Origin of the sequence: Vitiosangium sp. GDMCC 1.1324, from assembly GCF_003044305.1 — a bacterium.
Classification (GTDB): domain Bacteria; phylum Myxococcota; class Myxococcia; order Myxococcales; family Myxococcaceae; genus Archangium.
In genome coordinates, this window is the sequence record NZ_PZOX01000035.1 from 83920 (window position 1) to 108492 (window position 24573).

Annotated in this window: 20 protein-coding genes and 3 pseudogenes; 16 read left to right on the forward strand and 7 right to left on the reverse strand. The window is 69.0% G+C overall.

What is annotated here, in order from left to right; all coding sequences use genetic code 11:
• The first annotated feature begins 211 nt into the window (after positions 1-211).
• Both DAT35_RS54220 and DAT35_RS54225 read left to right on the forward strand, forming a co-directional pair.
• Entirely contained in the window at positions 212-1810 is a 1599-nt protein-coding gene (locus DAT35_RS54220) for a reverse transcriptase family protein (protein ID WP_108077351.1), read from the forward strand.
• Between the two features lie 28 nt (positions 1811-1838).
• Positions 1839-2108, forward strand: a complete 270-nt coding sequence (locus DAT35_RS54225) for a hypothetical protein (protein WP_233262256.1) — start codon at positions 1839-1841, stop codon at positions 2106-2108.
• A gap of 68 nt (positions 2109-2176) precedes the next feature.
• Here DAT35_RS54225 and DAT35_RS54230 read toward each other — a convergent pair whose 3' ends face one another.
• Positions 2177-2764, reverse strand: a complete 588-nt coding sequence (locus DAT35_RS54230) for a GAF domain-containing protein (protein WP_158502323.1) — start codon at positions 2762-2764, stop codon at positions 2177-2179.
• 283 nt (positions 2765-3047) lie between these two features.
• Between DAT35_RS54230 and DAT35_RS54235 the strand changes: the two genes are divergently transcribed.
• The gene (locus DAT35_RS54235) at positions 3048-3677 is read left to right on the forward strand and encodes a hypothetical protein (protein WP_108077353.1); all 630 of its coding nucleotides are present in this window, start codon (positions 3048-3050) and stop codon (positions 3675-3677) included.
• A gap of 30 nt (positions 3678-3707) precedes the next feature.
• On the opposite strand, the gene nth is transcribed toward DAT35_RS54235, so the two are convergent.
• Positions 3708-4451: an endonuclease III gene (nth, locus tag DAT35_RS54240; protein ID WP_108077354.1), complete on the reverse strand. Its 744-nt coding sequence runs from the start codon at positions 4449-4451 to the stop codon at positions 3708-3710.
• 351 nt (positions 4452-4802) lie between these two features.
• Here nth and DAT35_RS54245 point away from each other — a divergent pair, with 351 nt between their 5' ends.
• Both DAT35_RS54245 and DAT35_RS54250 read left to right on the forward strand, forming a co-directional pair.
• On the forward strand, positions 4803-5030 hold the full coding sequence (locus DAT35_RS54245) for a hypothetical protein (RefSeq protein WP_146210264.1): 228 nt from the start codon (positions 4803-4805) through the stop codon (positions 5028-5030).
• Between the two features lie 135 nt (positions 5031-5165).
• Entirely contained in the window at positions 5166-5738 is a 573-nt protein-coding gene (locus DAT35_RS54250) for a hypothetical protein (RefSeq protein WP_108077356.1), read from the forward strand.
• A 32-nt stretch (positions 5739-5770) separates the two neighbouring features.
• Here DAT35_RS54250 and DAT35_RS54255 read toward each other — a convergent pair whose 3' ends face one another.
• On the reverse strand, positions 5771-6274 hold the full coding sequence (locus DAT35_RS54255) for a GNAT family N-acetyltransferase (RefSeq protein ID WP_108077374.1): 504 nt from the start codon (positions 6272-6274) through the stop codon (positions 5771-5773).
• Between the two features lie 207 nt (positions 6275-6481).
• Between DAT35_RS54255 and argC the strand changes: the two genes are divergently transcribed.
• Together argC and argB are read left to right on the forward strand one after the other, a co-directional pair.
• A complete protein-coding gene (gene argC, locus DAT35_RS54260; RefSeq protein WP_108077357.1) occupies positions 6482-7546 on the forward strand; it encodes an N-acetyl-gamma-glutamyl-phosphate reductase in 1065 nt (354 codons plus the stop codon).
• Positions 7543-8391 (forward strand): acetylglutamate kinase, encoded by an 849-nt coding sequence (gene argB, locus DAT35_RS54265; protein WP_108077375.1) that lies wholly within the window; start codon positions 7543-7545, stop codon positions 8389-8391. Before argC ends, argB begins: the two co-directional genes overlap by 4 nt.
• 67 nt (positions 8392-8458) lie before the next feature.
• Here the strand turns inward: argB and DAT35_RS54270 are convergent, their stop codons facing one another.
• Complete coding sequence (locus DAT35_RS54270; protein WP_146210265.1) at positions 8459-8830, reverse strand: hypothetical protein; 372 nt, start codon at positions 8828-8830, stop codon at positions 8459-8461.
• Positions 8831-9080: 250 nt separating this feature from the next.
• Positions 9081-9884, reverse strand: a complete 804-nt coding sequence (locus tag DAT35_RS54275) for a helix-turn-helix domain-containing protein (protein WP_108077359.1) — start codon at positions 9882-9884, stop codon at positions 9081-9083.
• Positions 9885-10000: 116 nt separating this feature from the next.
• Here DAT35_RS54275 and DAT35_RS54280 point away from each other — a divergent pair, with 116 nt between their 5' ends.
• The 8 genes and pseudogenes from DAT35_RS54280 to DAT35_RS54315 all read left to right on the forward strand — a co-directional run bounded on the left by DAT35_RS54280 (position 10001) and on the right by DAT35_RS54315 (position 22622).
• Positions 10001-11461 carry an FAD-dependent monooxygenase gene (locus tag DAT35_RS54280; protein ID WP_233262257.1) on the forward strand — a complete coding sequence of 487 codons (1461 nt, stop codon included), beginning with the start codon at positions 10001-10003 and terminating at the stop codon, positions 11459-11461.
• A 230-nt stretch (positions 11462-11691) separates the two neighbouring features.
• Positions 11692-17106 (forward strand): hypothetical protein, encoded by a 5415-nt coding sequence (locus tag DAT35_RS54285; RefSeq protein WP_233262258.1) that lies wholly within the window; start codon positions 11692-11694, stop codon positions 17104-17106.
• A gap of 49 nt (positions 17107-17155) precedes the next feature.
• On the forward strand, positions 17156-17413 hold the full coding sequence (locus DAT35_RS54290) for a hypothetical protein (protein WP_108077361.1): 258 nt from the start codon (positions 17156-17158) through the stop codon (positions 17411-17413).
• Positions 17414-17482: 69 nt separating this feature from the next.
• A complete protein-coding gene (locus DAT35_RS54295) occupies positions 17483-19156 on the forward strand; it encodes a hypothetical protein (RefSeq protein ID WP_108077362.1) in 1674 nt (557 codons plus the stop codon).
• An 11-nt stretch (positions 19157-19167) separates the two neighbouring features.
• Complete coding sequence (locus tag DAT35_RS54300) at positions 19168-19800, forward strand: hypothetical protein (RefSeq protein WP_108077363.1); 633 nt, start codon at positions 19168-19170, stop codon at positions 19798-19800.
• Positions 19801-19902: 102 nt separating this feature from the next.
• Positions 19903-20119: pseudogene (locus tag DAT35_RS54305) on the forward strand (hypothetical protein); the annotation flags it as partial.
• Positions 20120-20436: 317 nt separating this feature from the next.
• Positions 20437-21369, forward strand: a complete 933-nt coding sequence (locus DAT35_RS54310; RefSeq protein WP_108077364.1) for a carotenoid biosynthesis protein — start codon at positions 20437-20439, stop codon at positions 21367-21369.
• Entirely contained in the window at positions 21366-22622 is a 1257-nt protein-coding gene (locus DAT35_RS54315) for an FAD-dependent monooxygenase (protein WP_199243288.1), read from the forward strand. The genes DAT35_RS54310 and DAT35_RS54315 overlap by 4 nt, the downstream gene beginning before the upstream one ends.
• 134 nt (positions 22623-22756) lie before the next feature.
• On the opposite strand, the gene DAT35_RS54320 is transcribed toward DAT35_RS54315, so the two are convergent.
• Entirely contained in the window at positions 22757-23932 is a 1176-nt protein-coding gene (locus DAT35_RS54320; protein WP_233262259.1) for a hypothetical protein, read from the reverse strand.
• Between the two features lie 39 nt (positions 23933-23971).
• Positions 23972-24208: pseudogene (locus tag DAT35_RS62610) on the reverse strand (SEC-C metal-binding domain-containing protein); the annotation flags it as partial.
• On the opposite strand from DAT35_RS62610, the pseudogene DAT35_RS54325 reads away from it, so the two are divergent.
• Positions 24207-24573, forward strand: a pseudogene (locus tag DAT35_RS54325) (hypothetical protein); the annotation flags it as partial. The pseudogenes DAT35_RS62610 and DAT35_RS54325 overlap by 2 nt on opposite strands.

Here is a 24573-nt window from a genome sequence, read left to right on the forward strand (position 1 = left end):
GTCCATGCCTCATGGCCTGTCATGCATCACTGGCCCGCTCTTTACTGTGCGGTGCCTCCCTCCTGGTGGCGGCAGCGCTGTCGACCTCGTAGGTCCTGCGCGCCACCAGGAGGGGGCACCGCTTGAGTTGAGACGGTCCAGTCCCGAGAGCAGTACGAAGGTGCTCTCTGACCGCCGCGTGGACGGACCCTCCCTCCCTCTCTGACCCGCCATGTCCTCCCAGCCGCCCCGCAACCGACAGGAGCTGTACGACCGCATCCGCGCCAGCTCCAAGGAGGAGGTCATCCTCCAGGAGATGGTGCGCCTGGGTTTCTGGCCCGAGCGCAGCGGCATCCCTGGAGATCCGGCGGACGTGGTGCACCGCCGCACCGAGCTACTGGCGCAGATCCGCGCGCTCGCCACCGAGCAGAGCCGGCTGGGCAACCTGGAGGCGATGAAGCGCGAGCTGCGCAAGCGGCGGCTGGAGGAGAGCCGGCGCAAGCAGCAGGAGACGAAGGAGCGGCGCGAGCGCGAGCGGCAGGCGCGGGCCGCGGCCTGGAAGGAGCGCAAGGGCAAGGAGCTGCTCTTCCTGGGCCGGGGTGTGTCCGGAGGGCTGAGCGAGCGCACTCCGGACGAGGTGAAGCTCGCGCGCCTGGGGCTGCCGGTGCTGGCCACCCCCGAGGCGCTGGCGCAGGCGTTGGGGCTGAGCGTGGGGAAGCTCCGGGCGCTGTGCTTCACGCGCACCGCGTCCACCACCAGCAACTACGTGCGCTTCCTGCTGCCCAAGAAGACGGGCGGCACCCGGCTCATCTCCGCGCCCCTGCCGAGGCTGAAGGCGGCGCAGGCGTGGGTGCTGGAGAACATCCTCGAGAAGGTGCCGGTGCACGAGGCGGCCCATGGTTTTCGCGCGGGGCGCTCCATCGTCACCAACGCTCGGCCGCACGTGGGCGCGGGCGTGGTGGTGAACCTGGACCTGAAGGACTTCTTCCCCTCGGTGCTATACCCGCGGGTGAAGGGCGTCTTCGTGAAGCTGGGCTACAGCGAGGCCACCGCCACGGCGCTGGCGCTGCTGTGCACCGAGCCGGACGTGGAAGAGGTGGAGCTGGACGGGCGGCGCTACTACGTCACCCAGGGCGGGCGGCGGCTGCCCCAGGGCGCGCCCACCTCGCCCGCGCTGACGAACATCCTCTGCCGCCGGTTGGATCGGCGGCTGGCGGGCGCGGCGCGCAAGCTGGGCTTCGTCTACACGCGCTACGCGGATGACCTCACGTTCTCCGCCCACGGACCAGGGCCGCACGACGCGGGCGAGCTGCTGCGCTTCGTGCGCTGGCTGGTGCGAGAAGAGGACTTCACCCCGCACCCCGACAAGACGCGCGTGCTGCGCCGGGGCCGGCAGCAGGAGGTGACGGGCGTCGTCGTCAACGACAAGCCCGGTGTGGACCGCGAGACGCTCAAGCGCTTCCGCGCCCTGCTGCACCAGCTCGAGAAGAGCGGGCCCGAGGGCAAGCGGTGGGGCCGCGGTGGGGATGTCATCGCCTCCGCCGTGGGCTTCGCCAACTACGTGGCCATGGTGGACCCGGTGAAGGGCCGGGTGTTGCAGCAGAAGGCCCGGGCGCTGGAGGCCCGTTTCGGACGCCGTCCCGTCGCTCCGCCGCGAGGCAAGGGGACGAAGGTGGCCGCACAGGCCGGGGCGTCCGTGTCCGTGCCTTCCCCGGCTCCGGCCCAGGCTCCCGTGGCCCCGGCGGCTTCTCCCGTGGCGCCCGTTGGCAGCCCGGAGGGCGAGCAGAAGCCCGCCGAGCCTCCAAAGAAGAAGTGGTGGAAGCTGTTCTGAACCGGGACTCGGGGTAGGGTCCGGCCGCGTGAACGTGAACGGAGAAGTCGCGACCGGAGACCTCATCGTCCTGGTGGTGGGCGCGTTGCTGGCGCTCGGAGTCCTCTACTGGCTCCTGGCGGGCAACGAGCCCAGCCGCCTGCGCGATCAGTACTTTCGCAGCATCCACCTGCCGCGCTCCGAGGCCGAGAAGTCCCTCGCGCGCCACCTCGCCCGCCTTCAGGAGAACCACCCCGGCAAGTCCGAGGTCTGGTACCTGCGCCGGGTGGTCGCCGATCTGCACCGCGATCGCCGGTGAGGAAAAGCAAACGGCCTGGACCGCTCTCGAGAAGCGGTTCCAGGCCGGGTTGCTGCGTTGGGAGCGTGTTAGCGCGAGCCCGTCGCCGCGCAGCGCTGCATCATCGCCTCCAGGTCCATGCGCGTCTGCGCCAGCGTCTCGCGGCGCATGTCCTGGCGCAGCGCGTTCGACAGCGAGCGCGACAGCGTCCGGATGACGGTCAGCTCATCCGCGGACCAGCGGCGCTCCTTCTGGCAGTCGTCCAGCCGCAGGAAGCCCCACCACGGGCCGTTGATGTTGCCCACGTTGATGGGGCTCAGCAGCACCGACTGCACGCCCTGCGCCTCCAGGTTCACCTGCAGCGGTCCCTGGATGTTGCGGACGAGCTCCCACACCGGCTGCCCGCGCGAGAGCACCTCCACCCACCCCGACATCTGATCCTTCAGCGGGAAGGTCTGCAGCAGGGGCGTCATCGGCGCCACGCCCCAGGCGTGACGCAGCGGCGCCAGCCTCTTGCCCGGCATGGTCGCGGAGCTGTTCTCGTACACCACCGCCCGGTCCACTCCGATGGCCCGGCCCACCATCTCCATCGCCGACATTACCGCTTGGTTCGAGAACCCCTTCTCCACCAGCAACTTCGAGGCCTCGGTAACCTTCGTGAATGCTTCGAGGGACATTGCATCCTCCGTGCCGAGGGCGAACCCGGGTTGAAACCTGGAAAACCAGCTTGAGCCACCTTCCTGGCGACTCATGGGTTCATTGAACATCAAGTGAGCCGGGCTGTCAAGCATGGCTGGATTTTCGTGCCTGATCTGGAATTCCGTGGTTCCGGCGGGTGAACACTTCCCGGTGTGCACTGTCCCGGGACTCGAGCGCCGCCCGGGACTACCGAGGGGGTGTGCTCGGTTAGCCTCCAGCCGGCCCACCGGCCGGTGGTCCCGGACAGGAGGTCTCAACAGGATGGAGAGCCTGGAGTCACGCCTGGAGCAGTTGGAGCGCCGCTGCCAGCGCCTGCGAGCCGTCACCTTCGCCGCGCTCGCGCTCGGGGCGCTCGGGGTGGGCGTGGCGGCGCTGCGTCCCAGGTGGCCCGCGGAGGGAGGGGAGTTGGTGGCCTCGCGGCTGACCCTGAGGGACGCGCAGGGCCGCACTCGCGCCACGCTCTCCGCGAAGGAGGGAGGCGAGGGCGCCCTGGTGCTGCACGACACCGAGGGTCGGCCCCGGGCCCTGCTGGGCGTGGACAGCAGCGGAGCACCCCGGCTGCGCTTCGCCACCGCCCAGGGCGCCATGTTGGCGGAGCTCACCGTGTACGCGGACGAGGCGCCGCGCCTGGCGCTCGGGAAGAACGGTGGCACCGAGTTCTTCACCGTGGCCCTCATGCCGGATGGCTCCTCGCGCCTGGAGCTCGCGGATGAGGACGGGCGCCCGCGAGCCATCCTCGGCGCGGACGAGCACGGGGCGCCCGGACTGCTGCTGGTGGACCGCAAGGGGCAGCCCCGGGCGTCGCTGCGCGTGTCTCCCAAGGACGGCGCGAGCCTCGTGCTCGAGGGGCAGGACGGAGAGGTGTTTCGGGCGCCGTCCTCCGTGCAGTAGTCCCGGGTGGGGGAGGGCAGGCCGGCGGGCTCAGCGCGGGTGGCGTACCCCGACCTGCCGGCACATGGGCAGCACCGGGCACGTGGAACACTTCGGCGCCGTGCCCGTGCAGACGTGCTTGCCGAAGGGCACGAGCAGCCGGTTGAGCTCCACCCAGTGCGCCCGGGGCAGCTTCGCCTCCAGCGCGGCCAGCGTCTGTTCGGGAGTGCGCGCGCGCACGTAGCCCCAGCGGTTCACCACCCGGTGCACGTGGATGTCCACGCTGATGCGCGCCTGCCCGCAGGCGATTCCCAGCGCCAGGTGCGCGCACTTGGGCCCCACGCCCTTGAAGGACTGGAGTACCTGCGCATCACAGGGCAGCTCGCCGCCGAACTCTTCCACTGTGCGCACCGCGATGGCGTGGAGGCTCTTCGCCTTGGGCTCGTGAAACGTCACCGGGCGGATGAGGGCTTCGATGCGCTCTGGCCCCAGACGGCGCAGTGCCTCGGGCGTGCGGGCCTGGGACAGCAGCCGGAGCGCCACGGGCAGCGTCACCTCGTCCCGCGTGCGGATGGACAGGATGCAGCCCACGAGCTGCTCGAAGAGGCTCGTGTGGCCGCGCGCCGCCAGCTCGAACATGGCCGCGTCCGCGAAACCCCGGATGGCCTCGCGCACCCGCGCGAGCGCCACGTCGATGTCGAATGGCTCCTTGTCCACACGGGGAGGGAACTCCGGAGCCTCGTGGACCGTCCGTCCGCTGCGGCTCGCGGGGGCGCGCAGACTCCTGTGAGCCATCGGGCACCTTCCTTTCCCAGGAAGGATGGGGACGCCGGGTGGGAGCGTCTCATGGCACCGCCGCGCCGCCGGGCGTGCGGGCAGGCGGGCGTCGGGAGATGCGCCTGCCATGGCTCGGAGGGACGCTCGTATGGGTTTTATTCATCATTGCATTATTGGGAATTGAGCGAGGAATTGGACTCGTGGCCATGCTCACAGACGCGTGGTCTTACTTTGCGAGGAAGCTGTGCACTGTGTGTGTCTAAAGCAGAGCATCGCGATAAGTCATGCAAACACGCATTGCCTGTCATCGCCTGAGTGGATAGAAGCGCCGCGCCCGATGGACGGGCTCAACTGAGAGGGAATTCTTCGATGAAGCTTCTTGGACACATCGCGATGGTGTTGTGCGGGGCGGCGCTGGTGGGCTGCGGCGTGGAAGGGTCGGCGGCGGATGAGGTGGTGAGCACCGAGAACCTGGCCACCGAGTCCTTCGCGGTCGTCTGTCCGGAGCTGGTGCCGCCGGGTGAGGGCTTCTGCCCGAACGGCACCATCGTGCCGGTCTACGAGGGCAAGTGCATCGTGGGCTTCAACTGCATCTGATGAACCCCGCGGCACCCGCCCATGGCTCCCATGGGTGGGTGTCCGTGCCCGACTTCCCGGGGGCTGTCACGATGTCTACCTTGTGTGCGGCCTCGGAGCGGGCGTTGACACCCGGGTGGAGGGAAGGGCGGTTCCATGGACAACGGAGAGCGGGCACTCATTGGAGAGCAGACACTCATTGAACAGTTGGAGGAGCGCTTCCGGCGAATCACCGAGCTGCTCTACGACACCCGCGTTCCCTCCCAGCTTCTGGATGAGGAGGTCCTGCCCTTCCTGGCCGAGGACGTCCGCTTCATCGATCCCTGGCAGAGCGGTGGCGGCCGTGAGACCTACCGGCGCGGTGCGGCCGGCTTCCACTGCATGTTCTCCTTCGACTTCGACATCTTCCAGCTCAACGTCCAGATGGAAGAGGGCAACCCGAGGGGCAGGGCAATCGTCGACGGGGTGATGAACCTGAAGCAGTTGAGCTGGCTGTACACCTATCCACTCAGGACGATCCTCGTCTACGACTTCACCCTCGCGAGCCCCTCTGCGTCGGGTGGGGACGTCAGGCCCCTCATCCATACGCACGAGGAGATGTGGAGCCTGGGCGATATGCTCGAGGCCATTCCCCTATTGGGCAGGCTCTACGCGCGCGTCTTCCGCAGGGCCTTCAGCTACGGATTCCTGGCGGCATCCTCCGTCTGCCGCCGTGTGCGCGGGGCATGACGGGCGTTGGCCGCGAGCGCATCGGGGGGTCGTTACCCGGACGCGCGCAGGTCGAGCGCGTACCAGCAGTCACAGCCGAAATGGCCCGTGGCGCCCATGGGGCGCGGCAACGGCTGGAAGCCCAGGCGGCGGTACAGCTTCTGCGCCTGCGCCATCCCCGCGAGCGTCTCCAGGTAGCACGTCCGGTAGCCCGCCTCCCGCGCGAACGTCAGGCTCTGGCGCAACAGGCGCTCGCCCACGCCGCGCCCACGCGCGTCCGGCAGGAAGTACATCTTCCGTAGCTCGCACACGCCCGGCTCGTTCCCATCCAGCGGGGCGATGCCGCCTCCACCCAGCACCCGGCCCGATTCATCCTCCACCACCCAGTACGCGCGGCCCGGCCTCGCATAGGCCGCGCTCATCCCGTCCACCTCCGCGTCGTGGAGGGCGAACCCTGGCCCGTCCGCTCCGAACTCGGGCATCACCTGGCGGATGATGGCCGCCACCGCCGCGTCATCTCGCGGCTCGATGGGGCGCAGCTTCAGTTCCGTGCTCATGGTGGGCTCCACGGTTCCACAGCCTCCGCTTCGTGGCCAGTGCTCCCCAGTGGAGCGGTCCTACCCCGAGCGCATCCATCATGGGTCCGTGTAGCGGAGGCAACAGCTCCTCATGGCCCGCCGCGTCAGGGGTGCGCCGAGGTGGATTTCCCGGGCGCGGACCCCCTATACACCGGCTCCAGGAAGTACCTCACGGAGACATCGCACATGGCCAACAAGGTCAAGGCAGTCCTCATCGGCGGTACCGGCTACGGCGGGGCCGAGATCCTCCGCCGGCTCCTCTTCCACCCGAACGTGGAGGTGGTGCGCATCACCTCGGTGGACAACATCGGCAAGAAGGTGGGCGACGTCCACTTCAACCTCGCCGGGCTCACCGACCTCACCTTCCAGGAGCTGCCTCCCGCTCAGGCCGTGGCCGGCGCCGACGTGGCCTTCCTGGCCATGCCCCACAAGACCACCGCCAAGGTGGTGCTGGACATCCTCAACTCGGGCGTGCGCATCGTGGACCTGTCCGGTGACTTCCGCCTGCGCGACGCGGCCTCCTACGCGAAGTACTACGGCGTGGACCACCCGGCACCGCAGATGCTCACCGAGGGCGCCTTCACCTACGGCATGCCCGAGCTCAACCGCGAGGCCATCCGTAAGGCGCGCTACATCGCCAGCCCCGGCTGCTTCGCCACCACCATCGCGCTCGGCTTGCTCCCGCTGGCCAGGGCCGGTCTGCTCTCCGGTCCCATCCACACCGTGGCCGCCACCGGCTCCTCGGGCAGCGGCGCCAACCCGCAGATTACGACGCACCACCCGCTGCGCGCGGCGAACCTGCGCACCTACAAGCCGCTCGAGCACCAGCACATCCCCGAAATCCTCCAGACGCTGCGCACCGCCGGCGGCAAGGAGGACATGTCGCTGGAGTTCGTGCCCGTGTCGGCGCCGCTGCCGCGCGGCATCTTCGCCACCTCGTTCGCCGAGGTGCCCGCCTCCGTCACGCAGGAGCAGCTCACCGCCGCGTGGAAGTCCGCCTTCGCCAACGAGCCCTTCATCCGGATTGTCGGCGGCGGCCGGCAGCCCGAGGTGGTGGGCGTGTCCGGCAGCAACTACGTGGAGGTGGGCTTCACGCTCGGCCCCGTGACGGGCAACACCCGCCGCGTGGTGTGCTTCTCCGCGCTCGACAACCTGGTGAAGGGCGGCGCCGGCCAGTCCATCCAGAGCTTCAACCTGATGATGGGCTGGGACGAGCGTCTCACCCTCGCCGAGCCGGGGCTGTGGCCGTGAGCGGGCTCCCGGACTTCCGCGGGCGCTGGTTCGTCGTGAAGATTGGCGGCGAGCTGGCCATGGACAAGCCGAAGCTGGCCGCGAGCGTGGGCGCCGCCGTGCGCGCCTTCCTCGACGCGGGCATCCGTGTGGCCGTCATCCACGGTGGTGGGCCTCAGGCCACGGAGCTGCAGAAGAAGCTCGGCCTGCAGCCGAAGATGGTCGCCGGCCGGCGCTACACGGACGAGGCCACCCTCGAGGTGATGAAGATGACGCTCGCGGGCCAGGTGTCCGTGGACGTGGCCTCCGCCTTCCGCATCGCAGGTGTCCCGGCCCTGTGCACCACCGGCATGTCCTCGGGGCTCATCGACGCGAAGCGCCGGCCTCCCAAGGTCATGAGCGGCGCGGGCCCCGACCCGGTGGACCTGGGGCTCGTGGGCGACGTCACCGGCGTGGACACCGCGCTCTTCCAGCGCATCTCCGACGCGGGCTTCGTCCCCGTGCTCGGCTCGCTCTCCGGCGACGCCCAGGGCAACGTCTTCAACATCAACGCGGACACCGTGGCCACCCGCGTCGCGGCGAAGCTCGGGGCGGCCAAGCTCTTCCTCGTGTCCAACGTGCCCGGCGTGCTCGCCAACAAGGATGACCCCACCACCCGGCTGCCCACCCTCACTCCCGCCGAGGCCCGCGCGAAGATTGCCTCCGGCGTCATCCAGGGCGGCATGATTCCCAAGGTGGAGGAGAGCCTGGAGATGCTCGAGGAGGGCATCGAGGCCATCCACATCGTGGGGATTTCCCCCAACGACGCCGTGCTGCACGAGGCCGAGAAGCCCGGCAGTCACGGCACCGCGTTCCTGCGCGGGTAGGGAAGGGCCCGCGCGCCCGTGCCCCGAGTGCGGAGGACGCACGGGGGCACGGGTGTTCCGGCGGTGGCTACTTCGAGCGCCCCGTCGGGACGTTGGCGGACAGCGCGGGGAACAGCTTGCGCCACTCCGGGACCTCATCCTGCACCGCTGGAGCCGAGGGGGCGGTGCTCGGCGTGGGACGCACGCCGTAGGAGGGAGGGGGCGTGCTCTCGGTACGCGCCTGGGGGGCCCGGCCGCGCGCCGTCTTCGACGCCGGGAGCGTCCCGGCCGTGGCCTTGGCGCGTCCCTTGCGGGAACGCACCCCGAGCAGAGGTCCGAGCGAGTCCGCGAGCTGGGTCAGTTCCTCCAGACCCTTCCGCGCTTCCCTCAGACGGTCGACACCCAGCTTCAGCCTCCGATCGAGCTCAACGGTCAAAGGCAACCCTTCAGTGTTCTTCATGACACAGCCCTTCTCTCGAGCATGCCGTCCACCCCTTCCGCAGAGCGCGGGTCCGGCGCAGGCGAGCGCTTCGCACGGGTGTCCAGCGTGATGGCAATAGACAAGTCTGGAAACAACATTGAATTGAGAGGGGAATCGCTCGCAAATCCACCTGGGCGGGCACTGTAGCACCTCGGCTCGGCGGTTTCTCCGGTTGTCTTCGCTCCAGGCGCGGATGAAGCGTGGAGCTGCAACCTCGGGGGTGGGCCCGTCACCCGCTCCTCGCCTCCGATAGGCGCCGGCCGGCCATGCACCGGGCCGGGGTGGTGCCGAGAAACCGCTTGAACATGGCGATGAACGCACTCACGCTCTCGTAGCCCAGGGAGAAGGCCACGTTCGAGACGGCCTCTCCCTCGGAGAGCAGCTCCAGGGCGCGCGCCAGCTTCGCCTGCTGCCGCCACTGCGCGAAGGTCATGCCCGTCTCCTGCTTGAAGTGGCGGGTGAGGGAGCGTTCGCTGATGCCCGCCCAGGAGGCCAGGGCGCCGAGGCTCCTCGCATCGGAGGGATTCGCGGCAAGCGCCCGGGCGATGGCGGCCAGCCGCCGCTCCCGGGGCATGGGCAGGAGCAGCCCCGGTTCGTCCTCCGCCTCCTGTAGCTCGTCGAGCACGACCGCCGCCAGGCGGGACCGGGCCGGGTCGAGCGGCGCGCCGGGCTCCCAGTCCGTGGCGCGCTCGACGATGGCCTCCAGCACCCGGGACATCCGCACGACCCGGGCCTCCCGGGACAGCCGTTCACAGGCTGGGGCGGCGACATAGACGCTCCAGCCGTTCGTCGGGCCGTGCCAACGCGCCGAGTGCCAGGTGCCGGGCGGAATCCAGCCGGCCATCCCCGGCGGCATGAGCCAGTTGCCGCGCTCGGTGTGCATCACCATCAGTCCGCTCCTGATGGAGTACAGCTGCCCCCGCTTATGGCGGTGCCGGGCGGTTTCGGGCTCGTTGCCGGAGTGGATGGGGACGGCGATGAGCACCGGGTCGTCCGGACGCTCGATGGCGGCGATGGTGGGGCGGCTCAGCATGTTGGCGGAAAGTCGGTATTTTTTGGCGGGATGACGTTACCACGCCAGACACGCTCCGCTCTACGGTGATTCATGAGCAGTCGATTCATGAGCAATCATTGCCATGGAGTCACATCATGACGGACGTCGTTGAAGTCGCGGTCGTTGGCGGAGGGCCGACGGGGTTGATGCTTGCCTGTGAGCTGGCCCTGGCGGGTATTTCCGTGAGGGTGCTCGAGCGCCGCCTGGAGCCTGTCCGGCAGTCGCGGGCCTTGACGCTCCATCCACGCTCGCTCGAGGTCCTGGCGCTGCGCGGACTGGACGGGCGTTTCCTGGAGCGCGGCATGCCGCTGCCGACCGGCCATTTCGCCATGCTCGATACGCGGCTGGATTTCTCGGCGCTGGACACGACCTTCAAGTTCACGCTGTTCCTTCCCCAGCTCGTCACCGAGATGTTGCTCGAGCAGCGGGCCCGCGAGCTCGGTGTGGACGTGCGGCGCGGACATGAAGTGCGGGAGTTGCGGCAGGACGCTGACGGGGTGGAGCTCACCGGCACCGCCGGGGGCCAGTCATTCCGTTGCCGCTCGCGCTATGTGATTGGAGCGGATGGGGCGCGCAGCATCGTCCGGCAGCTCTCCGGCATCGGGTTCGTGGGAACGGACACCTCGGTCACCGCCGTGCTGGGCGATGTGGTGCTCGCCGAGCCTCCTTCGACTCCAGTCGTCTCGGTCATCAACGGCCGGGGTGGCATCATGATCGTCCCGCTCAGCCCCGGTCTTCACCGTGTCCTCGTCGTCGACCCCGAGCGCATGCACGCGGCGGCCAGGGAGGAGGTCACGTTCGACGAGCTGAGGTGGAGCGTCATGAAGATCGCTGGCGCCGACTTCGGGATGAGAGAGCCGCAATGGCTGTCACGCTTTGGCAACGAGACGCGGCTCGCGGAGGCCTACAAGGCCGGCCGCGTCCTGCTCGCAGGCGATGCCGCGCACATCCACTTCCCCGCGGGAGGGCAGGGCCTCAATGTCGGCATGCAGGACGCCATGAATCTCGGCTGGAAGCTCGCTGGCGTGTTGCGGGAGGTGGCACCCTCCTCGCTGCTCGAGAGCTATCACCGGGAGCGGCACCCCGTGGGCGACGCGCTCCTGCGCAATACGGAGGCGCAGACGGCGCTCATGAACTTCACGCCGTCTGTTCTTGCCTTGCGTGACATGATGTCGGGCTTCTTGAAGAACCCTGTCTTGAATCGCCCGCTGGCCGAGCGTCTCGGTGGCATGGACACGGTCTATCCCGAGCTGGAGCTGCCTGCCCCTGCGTGCGAGGGCGAGCTCGTGAAGACCTCGACTGGCAGGAGGTTGCCGGACGTGGCGCTGAAGCTGCCCTCCGGGGCCGTGAAGAGGCTCTATTCCTTCATGCACGAGGGGAAGTGGCTGATGCTCCAGCTGCGAGACGACGGCGGGCCCGCGGTCCGGTTGGACTCGCGATGGATGCGCTGGACCAATGTCGTCCAGGCCCACCTGGGCGAAGAGCGCGAAGAGCTCCGTGGGCTGAGGGGCGTCCTGCTCCGGCCGGACGGGCATGTGGGCTGGGCCTGGGCATAGGGCAGGGTCGTGGTGTGGCTTGCGTGCGCTCGCGTCCCTTTGTGCAGTACGCTGCACATGGCCGCGGGCGCACTGCGTTGGTCGGGTTGCACCCCCAAGGCCCAAGTTCTTCATTTTCCTGGGCTTCGTGCCCGGCACGGCCGTTGTAGGGGGCTTCACCCACCATGTACTGCTCGTCATGCCGCCAGGAGCGTCTCGGCGGCCTGCTTTGTGCCGCCTGCGGCAAGGCCATGAATCCGCGCCCTCGCGAGGTCCTCGAACAGGAGCTCGCCCACGTCCAGTTCATCCTCGGTGAGATGAAGGACTGGGACTCCACCTATGTCGCCAAGGGCGCTCGGACCTATCTCACCCAGCGCTACGAGCGGCAGGTCCGCATCCTGCTCTCCGTGCTCGCCGAGTCGCCCTCCGCGCCCGTGGCTCCTGTCGCTCCGGCCCCCGAGCCCGTGGCTCTCGCCGCTTCTCCCGAGGCGCCGGCCGCTACCGTGGAGGCGTCCGTCGAGGCCCCCGAGCCCGCTCCGGCAGTGGAGGCGGCAGAGCAGCCCGTGAGCGCTCCCCACGTGGAGGATGTGGTGCCTCCGGCGGAACCGGTGCCGCCCCAGGCTGTCTTCGAAGTGGCGGGGGACACGGAGCCGGCTTCGGACGAGGACGAGGCTCCGGACGAGGACGAGGCTCCGGACGAGGACGAGGCTCCGGACGAGGACGAGGAGACGCGGCTTCCTCCCGTCGCGACGGAGCCCCTCTTCGAGGCGCCTCCTCCCCGCACCGTCACCGCCCGCCTCGTCGAGGAGGTCTCCACCTGGGACACCGTCTGGCGGCCCTTCCTCTACGAGAGCATCGGCTGGTTCATCGGCGCCTTCCTCATCGTCGCGGGCTCGCTCTACCTCGCCTTCGATAGCTGGGCCGGTCTCACCTCCTTCTCCCGTTCGCTCGTCGTCTTCGGCATGACCGCGGGCTACTCCGCCGCCTTCTCCATCTGCGGCACCCTGCTTGCCCGCCGCGAGGCCCTCGCCGGCGCTGGCCGCATCCTCGGGCTCATCGGTGCCGCCGTGGCTCCGCTCGCGGGCGTCGCGCTCGGTCCTCTCGACAGTCTCAGTCTCGACGGCGTCCCGCTCGCGCTCCTCCTTCCGCTGCTCCTGGGCTGGTCCGTGGGTGCCGCCGCCCTCGTCCGCAAGCCCGCCGAGTCCTTCGACGCGCCCTCCCGCCCCTTCGTCCAGCTCGCGCTGCTCGGCACCACGTTGATGATGGGGCTCGCGCCGTTCTTCGCGCGCGTCGGCGCTCTCGCGTTCTGGCTCGATGCGCTGCCCTGCGCCCTCTTCTTCGTCCTCTCGCGCCGAGCTGTCCCCGAGCCCCGCGGCAGCAAGGCGTTCGCCTTCGTCCTGGCCGCGCCCCTCTATCTGCTGCTGCTGTACTCGGTGCGCCTGCACCTGGCCCTCTCCGCCGCCGACGTGCCCATCGCCTTCGGCAGCTACGCTCCGTTCCTCGCCTTCCTGCTCGCCTCCAGCCTCGGCTTCCGCGGGCTTCCTCCCGAAGAGGGCGCGGACGCGCTCTCGGTGGGCGTTGCCTCGCTCCAGGTGGCCTGTCTGGCGCTCGCCGCCACGGGCTCGCCTCCGGCCTTCTTCCTCAGCGCGGCCATCTTCACCTGGACCGTGTTCGGGCTCTCCCGTGGCGGGCTGCCCCGCGTCCCCTGGTTGTACCTCGCCTATGCCGGCGCGTACTTCTCCTATGCGTCCGCGGGCCAGCTCGTCCCTGGTGCCGTGAAGGCCCTGCTCGACTCGCTCAAGGCCGCGCTCGGCTACCCCGTGACCGGTGCGCTTCCCCTCCAGTTCGGGTCGCTCTCCGCCATGCCCTTCGTGCTCGCGGGCACTGTCCTCGCATGGTGGCTGCGCTCCCGCAACGAGAGGACGGGCTCGGTGCGTGACGCGGCGTGCGCCGAGGTGCTCCTGCGCTCCACCGCCATCGCCAGCCCGCTCTTCGTTCTGCTGGGGCACTCGGGCTCCGATCAGCGCCCGGCCTTCTGGACCGCGCTCGGGCTCGCCGTCATCTGTGTGGCCAGCGGCCTGCTCTTCGAGCGCCTCTACCTGTCCATCGTCGGCGCCGCGCTCACCGCTCTCCTCCCGTTCTCCGCCCTGGCCCTCTTCGGCTCCGGGGTGGCTTCCCTCGTGTGTGGTGGCGTGGCGCTCGTGTTCGCCGCGCTGTCGCTCGTCTGCACCCGCCGCACGCGCATCACCTTCAGCGCCGCGGTGGGGTGGCTCTCGCTCATCGGCTTCGCGTATGGCCTCCACGCGGGGGCCCGGGTGTCCGCTCTCGTGGGCCTGGTGCTCGGTGGTGCCGCCGCGCTCCTCGTGGCGTGGAACCTCGCCAATCCGTACCTGCTCGCCGTCGCGGCCTTCGGGGCCGCGGCCGTGGTGCCCAAGCTCGCCAGCCTCGTTGACCCCGCGTGGGTGCCCCTGGCGCTCGCCGTCTCCGCGCTGGGGCTCGCCGCCCTGGGTCAGCTCGGGGGCCGGGCTCGGTTGCTCGGCTGGTCCGGCGTCGCCTATGCGCTCCTGGCGTTCGGTTGGGGATTCTCCCTCCAGGTGCCCTGGTTCGGCGTCATCGTGCTGCTGGCCGCGGCCGCCGTGGCCGTGGCTTCGCGTGTCACTCCGGAAGTGCGTCCGCTCGCGGTCGTCCTCGCCGGCTTCGCGCTGCTGCCTCGGGTGGGCGACTTCTCCGTCTGGCCGTGGATGACGCCCGCCCTGTCCGTGGCGCTGTTCATCCCCTGGTCCCTGGGTGCGTCGCTGGCCGCCGCGCGTTGGGGCCGCAGCGCGAGCACCCTCACCGCGGGCCTCGTGGCGCTCATCTACCCCGTGGTGGCCGTGTCGGCGGCGTACCACACGATGCCGCCGTACCCGCTCATGCTCGGCGCGGCGCTCGCGGCCCTCCTCACCGCGCGTGCGCTGCACCCGTCCGTCAGCGTCGTCGCCTTCGCCCTGTGGGTCGGCACCTACGTCGTCTGGAAGGGCGGTGCCGTGCTGGAGTTGGGAGTGGCCACGCTGTTGAGCCTGCTCGCCCTCCTCGAGTCGCATCGCGCGGCCTTCCGTCACCTCGCGGGAGAGCGCCGCTTCGCGCTCGCGGCGAGCCTGTGTGCGATGCCCTTCCTGTTCCTCACGACCGTGGATGGTCACGGCTCGGAGGCCCCGCTGGTGCTCGCGGGCACGATGCTGCTGCCCCTGGTGTGGACTCGCGCCAACCGCCAGCCCTTCTTCGCGGCCCTCGCGCCGCTGTTCACGCTCCTGCTCGTGAAGGATTGGTGGGGGCCTACCCCCTGGGCGCCCGCGCTGCCGTTGCTCGCGCTCGGGGTGGTGCGCGCCGTGGAGCACCTGCCGGCCGTGCGCTCCCTCCTGCTCGGGAAGTCCGAGGATGAGACGGCACGCAGGCTGTCCGAGTGGATGCAGGGCTCGCTGACGCTGGTGGGCGTGATGCTGGTGCCCGGAACGAAGGCCGACCCATGGGTGCTCGCGCCCCTCGTGGCCTCGCTCGTGCTGCTGCCGGGTCCGAGGCCCTCGGTGCGCGTGGGGCTCGGGGTGGGCCTGCTGCTCTTCTGCTTCCCGCTCCACCCGGCGGCCATCGTCCTGCTGCTGGCGCTCGGCCTCCTCACGCACCACATCCCTGGCGCGCTGTGGGCCTTCTTCCGCGCGCCGCCGGACACGTTGCTGCGGCCCGTCACCGTGGTGGGGTCGCTCGCGCTCTGTGGGTGGACGCTCGTGCTGGAGGCGCCCACGCCCGGCGCCATCGCGATGCTGGCCGGGGTGCTGCTGGTGGGGGCCTTCCTCCTCTCCCAGAGTTGGATGCTGACCGCCTCGGTGCTCGTGCTCGCCAGTGCCTCGCTGGGCAAGACGCCGGAGCATGGCTTCCTCCAGTGGCGTCCGGAGGCGTCGTTGGCCTTCGCCGCGGTGGCGCTCGGCGCGGCGCTCCTGTCCGCGCTGTGCCAGGTGGGAGGCTTCCAGCGCGCCGTGTCCCGTTGGTCCAAGCGCCTGTCTCCAGGGCTCCCCGACACCTGGAGCGAGCCGCTGTGGCTCGCGGGTGCCGTCGCCACGGCGATTCCCGTGGTGCAGCATCTGATGGACGTGGGGCCCGGCGCGCTGCCCCTCCCGGCGGCGCTGCTCGCCGGACTCGCTTCGCTGGTGCTGATGGTGACGCGCGAGCGGGCCATGGCCAACGTGGCCACCGCGCTGCTGGCGGGAGTGCTCGTCGCGGCGGTGCCTCCGCTCTGGACGCCCGCGGTGGTGAGTGGCACGGGGCTCGTGCTGTGCATGGTGGGCACGTGGCTGGACGAGCGCGAGGTCAGCGTGGGCGTGGCGCTGCACCACGCGGGCTGGGTGTTGTCGCTGCTCGCCATCTTCGGACTGCGCGACCTGAAGCACCCGGGCACGGCGGCCTGCCTGATGTTCGGCATCACGACGGCCTGGGCGGTGGTGTACCGGCGCCCCGAGCGCGCGGTGGTGGGCTGGGTGGCATCGCTGGTGGGGCTGCACGGGTTGCTCGCGCACGTGGGCGCGCTGTTCTCCACCGGGAAGGGGCCGGAGTTCATCCTCCCGCTCTTCGGGGCGCTCAGCGCGCTGCTGGCCACGGCGGCCCTCTTCCTCGCGAGCGAGCGTGTGCGCCGGGGCGTGGGCCACTCCTTCGCGGTGGTGGCCATGGTGGAGGTGCTCCTCGGGCTGATGCTGGTGCCCGGGTCGGCCGGGGTGGTGATGGAGGCGCTCATCGACTGCGTGTGCCTGGCGGTGCTCTTCTTCGCGCTGGTGCGCCGGGGCGTACGCGAGCAGGACGAGGGCTCCGCCTTCCTCGCGCAGGGGACGCTGGTGCTCGGCTATCTGGCGGTGCGTCTGCATGCGCTGGCCTCGGGGCTGGGCACGGCGGACAGCCTCGCGGCGCTGGTGGGTGGAGCGATCTTCTCCGGCCTCTACGTCTTCGCGCAGCGCGAGGGCGCGGGGCTGCCCGCCTTCCGCCGGCCGGCGCTGTGGGGCGCCTTCCTCTTCCCCATGGCGGGCCTGCTCACCGCGCCGTGGCACCAGCCGCTGTACGTGGCGGCGCTGCTGGTGGGCTACGCCGCCCACTTCGCCGCGCTGTCCGTGCACCCCTCGCAGCGCGGCGTGTCCTCGCTGGTGTCGGTGGGCGCCTTCAACGCCGCGCTCTTCCTCGTCTGGAGGGGCACGGGGGCCGGGGAGCCGCAGTACTACGTCATCCCCGCGGGCCTCTCGCTGCTGGTGCTGCTGCGCGTCTTCCGGGATGCGCTCGCCCCGGACACGCGGGCGAAGCTGCGCGCGCTGGCCGTCACCCTCATCTACGTGGCCGGAGCGTGGAAGCCGCTCATGTTCCAGGACGGCCGGGCCATGATGCTGTGCGTCCTGCTGTGCGTGGTGGGCGTGGCGGCGGGCATGGCACTGCGCATCCGCTCCTACGTGTACCTGGGCAGCGCCTTCCTGGTGACGTGCGTGCTCGCCAACCTGGCGCGCTTCGGCATCCGGGACCACCGCATGGGCGCGGCCTTCCTCTCCCTGCTCGGCGTGGGCGTGGTGGGCTTCATGGTGCTCTTCACCGCCAAGCGCGCCGAGCTGCTGGAGCGCTACGAGCGGGTGCGCGCGATGATGTCCACCTGGGAGGGGTGAGGCAGAGGCTGTGAAGCACACCATTTAAAGGTGTGTGGCGGGAGTAGGCATGAGCGCGATTCTCCTTCGCGTTCGTGCCCACCGGGTGGAGCTGGTGAGCACCGAGGGCGTGCGGCTGCGAGCGCTGCGCGGATGGTCGTCCGAGCCCCTTCTGTCCGGAAAAAGGAGCCAGCTCGCGGTGGTAGCGGAGGCCACGGCGGAGCAGCTGCGGGGGACCTTCCTTCTCCGGCTGGGCGAGACGAATACAAGCGGCCACGAGGCCCCAACCCACTGCATCTTCCAGCCTACTACCTACCTGGTGCCTTGACGGGCGTATCCGCATTTCCGTGTAATTCCGGAGCGACGGCTTTGGGTGCGTCGCTTCAGGAGGTGCGCCGTGTCCACCCGTCTTCCTCGCGCTCGCCCCACGGGCGCGCGGCTGGGCCCCTGTGTTGGCACCTGGGCCCTCATCGTCCTCTTCCAGTTCGCGTGTGCCACGGGCACCCCACGGGGCAGCTACCGCTCCGACTCGCTCACGCCCCCACCGGCACCGAAAGAGCGTGGGGAGGCTACGGCAGAGCCCGGGCTCGAGTCCGCCACGGTGTACGTCGTGGACTTCATGGAGCCCGGTGCCGTCGCCACCCGGCCGGTGCCCATTCCCAGGGCCGAGTTCCAGCAGGCCGTCCTGCGCCTCTCGCGCGACGTGCGGCTGAAGCACAAGACGCCACGGCAGGCCGCCCATGAATTGCTGAGCCTCTTGGGGACACCACCCGACGACCCCAAGGTGGCAGCGACAGGCTACTGGAAGCTGGAGCAGCACCGCGGCGAGGGCGTCACCTGGATACTCGAGCGCCAGGAGGGCCTCGTTGTCCTCACCCCCCAGGCCGAACAAGCTCTCAAGGAGAAGTACCTCAAGTGGTGTGAGCCCCGGGGCGGCGGCGACTGTCTGGGCCTGCTGGACGATGACCCGTACCTGCGCACGGACGACCGGCGCACGCTGGCCCTGGCGCTGGCTTTCGGCAATGTCCTCGACGAGACGCGTGCGGCGCTGGGGCGAGAGCTGCTGAACGTGCAGGCGCTCGTCTCCATGGTCGTCTGGACGGTGGCCCTCTACTGCATGATGTGGGTGGTGCCCGAGCCGACGACCAAGGCCCTGGCCGCCGGCATGACCCTCATCCTGATGGGTTACCTGGGCCTCAAGACGGTGTACGGGCTGATGGACGGCTGGGCCCGCATGGCCGACACGGCGTACCACGCCACCACCTTCGAGGAACTGCGCGCAGCGGGTGAGGAGTTCAGCAAAGTGCTGGGCGAGGACGCGGCACGGGCCATGATTCTGGCGGTGTCCACACTCGCCGGGCACACGCTGGGACAGGTGGTGGCACGGGTGAAGTCGCTTCCGCGATTCAATCTCGCGGGAGCGCAGTTCGAAGCGCAGGGCGGTGCCGCTGTCATGGGGCACCTGGAGGCCACGGAGGCGGCGCTCGCGACGGAGGGGGCCCTGGCCAGGGCGGTGGCGGCGGCGGAGACGGTGGCCACCTCGCCGCAGGGCCCCATGGCCGTGGTGATGCTCAAGAAGGGGCGGGTGGGTGGAGGGGAAATGGCCCCTGGGGGCCGCTCCGCGGAAACCGTCATCCGTCACCGGGGCGGCAACCGGCAGATAGAACTCAGCGATGGCCAGCGCTGGCACGTGCCACGTGGCAAATCGGCTGCGGATATTCCCGCCGAGGACAAAGTGGGTGACATGCTCCAGGAGGCTGTCACCAAGGCCGCCAATGAATGGGGGCCCCACAGGCTCTCGGACGCGGAGAAAGAGGCCATTAAAAGTGCTAGGGACAGCGGCGAATACTGGTTGGCGCGGTTGCTGGAGCGCGAGGCCCGGGGGCGCTACGTGCAAGCGAAGGTGAAAGCGCAGTTCGATCACCTCTACGACTTCAGCCTGAGTAAGGGCGTCGACGTGGTTGACCCGGCAACGGGCACCCGATACGAAATTCTCTCCGGGACGGCGTCGAATCTCGCGCGGCATGGCAGGCGCATGGCCGGCGAGTTCTTCCGGATGCTCACCTTCTGAAAGGGGCGGCGATGGATTCGCTCGGTAACGTCGTCTTCAAAGACCAGGAAATCGAAAACGAGCGGTTGGAACTGACGGACAAGAAGGCGAACTACATCCTCGGCCCCAATCTGACGCTGAGGAACTGTACCCTCGTGTTGAAGGTGTCCGCTCGGCGCCTGAGCCTCAAGCAGCCTCGCTTCATCGACTGCACCTTCGAGGTGAAGCAGGAGTTGAAGAATTATCAGAGCTGGGTGGCCTCGTCCCTGAAGGGCTGCCGGTTCAAGGGGATGCTGACAGGATGTGACTTCGGCCACTGGCCTGAATACATGAGCCTGCCGTGGTATCAGCACGGGTCCATCGAGGACTGCGACTTCACCGAGGCCCGGCTGGATGGCTGCCGCATCATGGGCTGTGACCCTGCCACCATTCGCTTTCCGAAGTGGCCCTGCTTCACCTTCCTTGACCCGATTCGCTGGGCTCCCGAGCTACGCGGCGTCAAGTGGCCGGGCCGCTTTGGACGTATTACCGTGGAGGAACTTCACACCCAACCGGTTCCTACCAGGTCGCTGACCTATCACGCCCCTTCGATAGCCAAACGTATGGAGACCACAGAGGAAGAGCTCCGGGCCGTCATCGAGAAGTTCGACTGCATCGTCTACTGACGCAGGCGAGATTCTCTCTGGGACGGAGTCCAATCTGGCGCGGCATGGCCGGCGCATGGCGGGCGAGTTCTTCCGGATGCTCACCTTCTGAACGGGGCGGCGATGGATTCGCTCGGTAACGTCGTCTTCAAGGACCGGGAAATCGAAAACGAGCGGCTGGAGCTGACGGACAAGAAGGCGAACTACATCCTCGGCCCCAACCTGACGCTGCCTCGTGCTGAAGGTGTCCGCTCGGCGCCGGAGTCTCAATCAGCCCCACTTCATCGACTGCACCTTGGAGGTGAAGCAGGAGTTGAAGAATTACCAGAGCTGGGTGGCCACGTGACGGGACCCGCCTGGCGCACAGCCCGGGGGCTCCCGTCGGCGGCCCTCCTCGGCTCCAGCCCTCACCAGCTTCGGGGCTTCGCTCATGCCCTGAGATGCTGACAGACAGGGACAGGACTGGCAAGCAACCGTGAGGGCAATGACGCCAGGGCTCGCTGTTGTTGAGCCTCCGTGTCCTGTCCCAATCCAAGCCGATTTCCGCCACAAACCACGCTCTGGTGACGGGCGCCGTCGCTCTTTACTCTCAGGGAGTCAGGAGCCGGCCGATGCGAGGCAACCGGCGTTGCCAGGGGCATCCTCGAGGTAGGGAAAATGATGGGCGAGCAACAACAACAGCGGACAAGTGGTGGCGGGGACTCGGCGCTGGTGAGACTGCGCCTGTGTTGGATTTTCGCGGCGCTCTGGCTTCCGGTCTTCCTCTGGTCGACCGTTCAGGCGGGCTTCGGCGGAGCTGCGTTCGGCCTGCAGGTCCTGTGCACCCTGCTGTTCGTCGTGACCCATGCCTCCCTTTCCAACGGCTGGAGGGGAGGCGGGCTCTTCTTCGTGTTCGCCGTGTCCGTCGCCTTCGTGCTCGAGGCGAGCAGCATCGCCACGGGCTTTCCATTCGGCTTCTATGTGCACAACGTCGCGGGTTTCAAGCTGCTGGGCGTGCCACCCCTGGTCGCCTTCATCTATGCGATTTTCGGCTGGCTGGCCTGGAACCTGGCCCGGCTCATCGTGCGACAGCACCCTTGCGACGCCGGGGGCGTCAATCGCTTCACCACGCCCCTGGTCGCGAGCTTCATCCTCGCCGCCCAAGACCTTCCCTTTGATCCGATTGGCTCGACTGTCCTCGGGATATGGACCTTCCGCTCCCCCAGCGGCTATTTCGGCGTGCCTCTGACGAACTTCCTGGGCTGGATGTTCACCGGTTGGGTGTTCTTCCAGCTCTTCGCGCTGGTCGAGAGCCGATTCCCCCCGCACCGCGCGGCCGTGACCAGGGCGAGCTACTGGCTGTTGCCTTGCTTCATCTGGGCCATGAACGCGGTCCAATATCCGATCAAATTCGCCTCTGCGTCCGCGGGGAGCGTGACCGTGGCCGGGCGCACTTTTGTCACGGCCGATGTCTATGAATCGTCGGTGGTGGTCGCGCTGCTCACCATGATGTTCACCGCGGTCACCGCCGCATTCCGGGTTGGCGCGATCGTGCACGGTCCCCTCAACCCCAATCCAAGCCGATTTCCGCCACAAACCACGCTCTGGTGACGGGCGCCGTCGCTCTTTACTGTCTGGCCATCATGACGAACTCAACGACACCTCGTCGCCGCGTTCTGGTGGTGGGACTCGGCATCAGCGGCATCGCCACGGCCATCCGGCTTCACAAGCTTGGTTGGGAGCCCGTGCTCATCGAGCGGGCACCCGAGCGTCGCAAAGGTGGCTACTTCATCGGCCTGTTCGGTACCGGCCAGGCGTCCGCCAGGCGGCTCGGGGTGCTGGACACCCTGGTCGATCGCAATTCCTCGCTGATGAGGACCTACGAGATTGACCGGGCCAATCATCGGACCGAGGGCATGTCCTTCGTGGACGCACCCGGCACGCCGCTCCCTCTGCTGCGCGGCGACGTGGAAAACTCCTTGTTCTCCGCGTTGCCGAAGGATGTGGAGATCCGTTTCGCAACGGTCCCCACCCGGATCGAGCAGGACGCGCAGGGGGCCGACGTCACGCTGACCCACACGAAGAGCGGCACGAGCACGACCGAGCGCTTCGCGCTCGTGGTGGGCGCGGATGGCATGCGCTCGACCGTCCGTCAGCTCGTCTTTGGTCCGCACGAGAACTTCCTGCACCCGCTGAACTACATGATCGCCGCCTTCGTCCTGCGCAACCCCGTGCAGGGCTACGCCACGCACGAAGGACTGGTGCTGGCCGAGGCGGGAAGGTCGGCGTGGGTATTTCCCTTCGCGAATCACAACCCCACCGTGCTCTTCTCCTACCGCGTCGATGACGTGGCCGCGCAGTTCCGCGGCCGTCCCATCGAATCGCTGCGCAAGGCGTACGGACCGGAAAAGGCGGGCTCGGTACTGAGCCATCTGCTCGATGAGTTCGAGGCCGCGGACGAATATCTGTTCGATTCGACCAACCATGTCCGCATGCCGAGCTGGCACAAGGGGCGGGTCGTGCTGGTGGGAGATTCGGCGTGGTGCTTGACCCTGTATTCTGGGATGGGCGTGTCGACCGGTCTGGCCGGGGGTGAACTCCTGGGTAACATGCTGGAGAAGCATCCAGACGACATGGAACGTGCGCTGACCCGGTGGGAGGAGAAGCTGCGCCCGTTCGTCGAGGACCAGCAGCGCGACTCGCTGAAAGCGAGACAGCTCTTCACTCCGGCCAACGAGGTGCAGCGAGTCCTTCGCGCGGCGACCATCCGCCTCATGAGCAATCGCCTGACGGGCCCGATCGTCAAGAAAGTGATGCGCGACAAGGACTTCAAAGCGAAGATGATCGACATCGTCGCGCAGTAGTGCTGCCGGGGCCCCCGACTTCAGCACCGGCCCGACGCGATGGGAGGCGCCGGGAATCGAACCTGCTCAGGGAACCCGCCTTTCACCAGAGGGTGCGGACGGAGCGGGGGTCCATGCTCCGCCCGTGGCTGTCTTCACGCCTTGAAGGCAGTCATCGCCGGAGCGGCCTCCCCGCGCAGCAAGGCCTGGAGCCGCCGCACCCGCTGCACGGCCCCGGTTGCTCCGCGCGCCTCCAGGTTCAACCGGTAGGGCTCCAGATCCTCCGCACGCCACTGCTCGCGCCGCTGAAGCTCCCCCACCAGTTCGGCCTCTCCCTCGAAGCGCTCGCGCAGGGGCGCGTCGAGCGCCTTCGCGAACGCGGCGAAGAACGCCAGCGGGCGCACCTGCATCACCTTGTACGCCCATTCGAACCACTGCTGCGCCTCCGGCAGCGACGAGCGGTCCCGGCTGGCCGCTTCCACCCTCGACAGGATGGCCTGCTTCACCTCCTCGTCGAGCTTCGCCATCAGGGCCTCCCCATCCACGTCCGCCGCCTGCTCCGGCTCTATCCGCAGGGGCTCGCGCAACACCACCGTCAGCCACAGCCACTCCTCTCCGTGCAACACCTCGGGAGTGCGGCCGTAGAGGATGGCGAGCAGGATGGACTGCTCGTACCTGGCCAGGATTTCCAGCAGCTGGGGGTCGGCGTCCGCGGCGTCCCTCACGGCCGCCATCACTGCCTCCGGTTCCTCCATGGCACGCCGCAGGGCCCGCGCGCTCATCCCCGGCCCAATCTCGCCGGGTTCCTCGCCATGGGCCCGTGCCACGGCCGCGTTCATGCGCTTGCGGCGATCCACCCACTCGCCGACCTGCGCCAGCGTCAACCACGCCACCGCCTGGTGCCGCCAATGCGTGTACGGCGGATGGCGAGGAGCATCCCGCATCTGCAACACCGCCACGGCCAGTGCGCGCCGCTCCTCCGGCGTCCGTCCCGGCTCCATCAGGACCCGGCGTAGCTCCTGGTCGAATCGCTCCACGCGCTCGGGGCTGAGCAACTCCGGAGCGCAGCGGTCGAACAGCCGCTCCTCCCGCTCGTCCATGTCCTCGACCTCCTCCATCACCCGGAAGATGTGCCGCTCGACGAGCGGAACGAACTCGTCCCAGGACCAGCGCAGCGACGCCAGCGGCCCGTCTTCCCGGAACATCCTCCGCAGCAGGACCATCCCGTCGGAGACCTGCTGGACGCGATCGGGGGAAGTCAGCACCTCCTCGGCCAGGACCGCGGCCTCGGCGGTGACCGGGTCCACCCCGGAGGGCGGCGGGCGTCGCATGGGAGGATGGCTTTGACGGCCGGAGCTCCGGGATTCACCCAGGCAGCACCGCTTGTATTTCTGTCCACTGCCGCAAGGACAGGGCTTGTTTCGAGATGGCATGGGGCCACCGCAATAACATGTCAGACTCCGGAAGTCACCCCGGACGCCACTACCTCTCCCACCTTCCCAGCGGCCAGGTGGTCTCGGCCCCCCCGGGACTCCCTTCCCCACCGCTCGCGCCCACCGGGTCTCAGCGGTCATGTTACACTGAGTCACCTGGGAGGTGGTGCGCATGAGCGAAGCCGGGGCGGCCGGGCCCGTGGATGAGCAGGAGCGGCAGCGGGTGTTGAGGCACTCGCGGATGCGGCAGCTACAGCACGACTCGCCAGAGGAGCATCTGCCCCAGGTGGGCATGGAGGTGGCCGGCTACCGGCTGGAGGCGAGGCTGGGCACCGGCGGCCAGGGCACCGTGTTCCGAGCCCGGCGCGAGGGGCGGCTGTTCGCGGTGAAGTTCATCTTCCTGCCGCGTGCGGCGCGCTGGGCCTGGCGCGAGCTGGACGTCATGGTGAAGCTGTGGCGCGCCGGGGGCCTGCCGCTGGAAGGACATGGCCTGTGGCCCGCCCGCGAGCCGCTCTTCCTCTTCCTCGTCACGCCCTTCG

Excerpts from the sequence above, each read along its gene's own strand:
- DAT35_RS54220 (WP_108077351.1), top strand. The coding sequence starts at position 212 with ATGTCCTCCCAGCCGCCCCGCAACCGACAGGAGCTGTACGACCGCATC.
- DAT35_RS54230 (WP_158502323.1), bottom strand. The coding sequence starts at position 2,764 with ATGTCCCTCGAAGCATTCACGAAGGTTACCGAGGCCTCGAAGTTGCTG.
- DAT35_RS54235 (WP_108077353.1), top strand. The coding sequence starts at position 3,048 with ATGGAGAGCCTGGAGTCACGCCTGGAGCAGTTGGAGCGCCGCTGCCAG.
- nth (WP_108077354.1), bottom strand. The coding sequence starts at position 4,451 with ATGGCTCACAGGAGTCTGCGCGCCCCCGCGAGCCGCAGCGGACGGACG.
- DAT35_RS54245 (WP_146210264.1), top strand. The coding sequence starts at position 4,803 with ATGAAGCTTCTTGGACACATCGCGATGGTGTTGTGCGGGGCGGCGCTG.
- DAT35_RS54250 (WP_108077356.1), top strand. The coding sequence starts at position 5,166 with ATGGACAACGGAGAGCGGGCACTCATTGGAGAGCAGACACTCATTGAA.
- DAT35_RS54255 (WP_108077374.1), bottom strand. The coding sequence starts at position 6,274 with ATGAGCACGGAACTGAAGCTGCGCCCCATCGAGCCGCGAGATGACGCG.
- argC (WP_108077357.1), top strand. The coding sequence starts at position 6,482 with ATGGCCAACAAGGTCAAGGCAGTCCTCATCGGCGGTACCGGCTACGGC.
- DAT35_RS54270 (WP_146210265.1), bottom strand. The coding sequence starts at position 8,830 with ATGAAGAACACTGAAGGGTTGCCTTTGACCGTTGAGCTCGATCGGAGG.
- DAT35_RS54275 (WP_108077359.1), bottom strand. The coding sequence starts at position 9,884 with ATGCTGAGCCGCCCCACCATCGCCGCCATCGAGCGTCCGGACGACCCG.
- DAT35_RS54280 (WP_233262257.1), top strand. The coding sequence starts at position 10,001 with ATGACGGACGTCGTTGAAGTCGCGGTCGTTGGCGGAGGGCCGACGGGG.
- DAT35_RS54285 (WP_233262258.1), top strand. The coding sequence starts at position 11,692 with ATGAATCCGCGCCCTCGCGAGGTCCTCGAACAGGAGCTCGCCCACGTC.
- DAT35_RS54290 (WP_108077361.1), top strand. The coding sequence starts at position 17,156 with ATGAGCGCGATTCTCCTTCGCGTTCGTGCCCACCGGGTGGAGCTGGTG.
- DAT35_RS54300 (WP_108077363.1), top strand. The coding sequence starts at position 19,168 with ATGGATTCGCTCGGTAACGTCGTCTTCAAAGACCAGGAAATCGAAAAC.
- DAT35_RS54310 (WP_108077364.1), top strand. The coding sequence starts at position 20,437 with ATGATGGGCGAGCAACAACAACAGCGGACAAGTGGTGGCGGGGACTCG.
- DAT35_RS54320 (WP_233262259.1), bottom strand. The coding sequence starts at position 23,932 with ATGCGACGCCCGCCGCCCTCCGGGGTGGACCCGGTCACCGCCGAGGCC.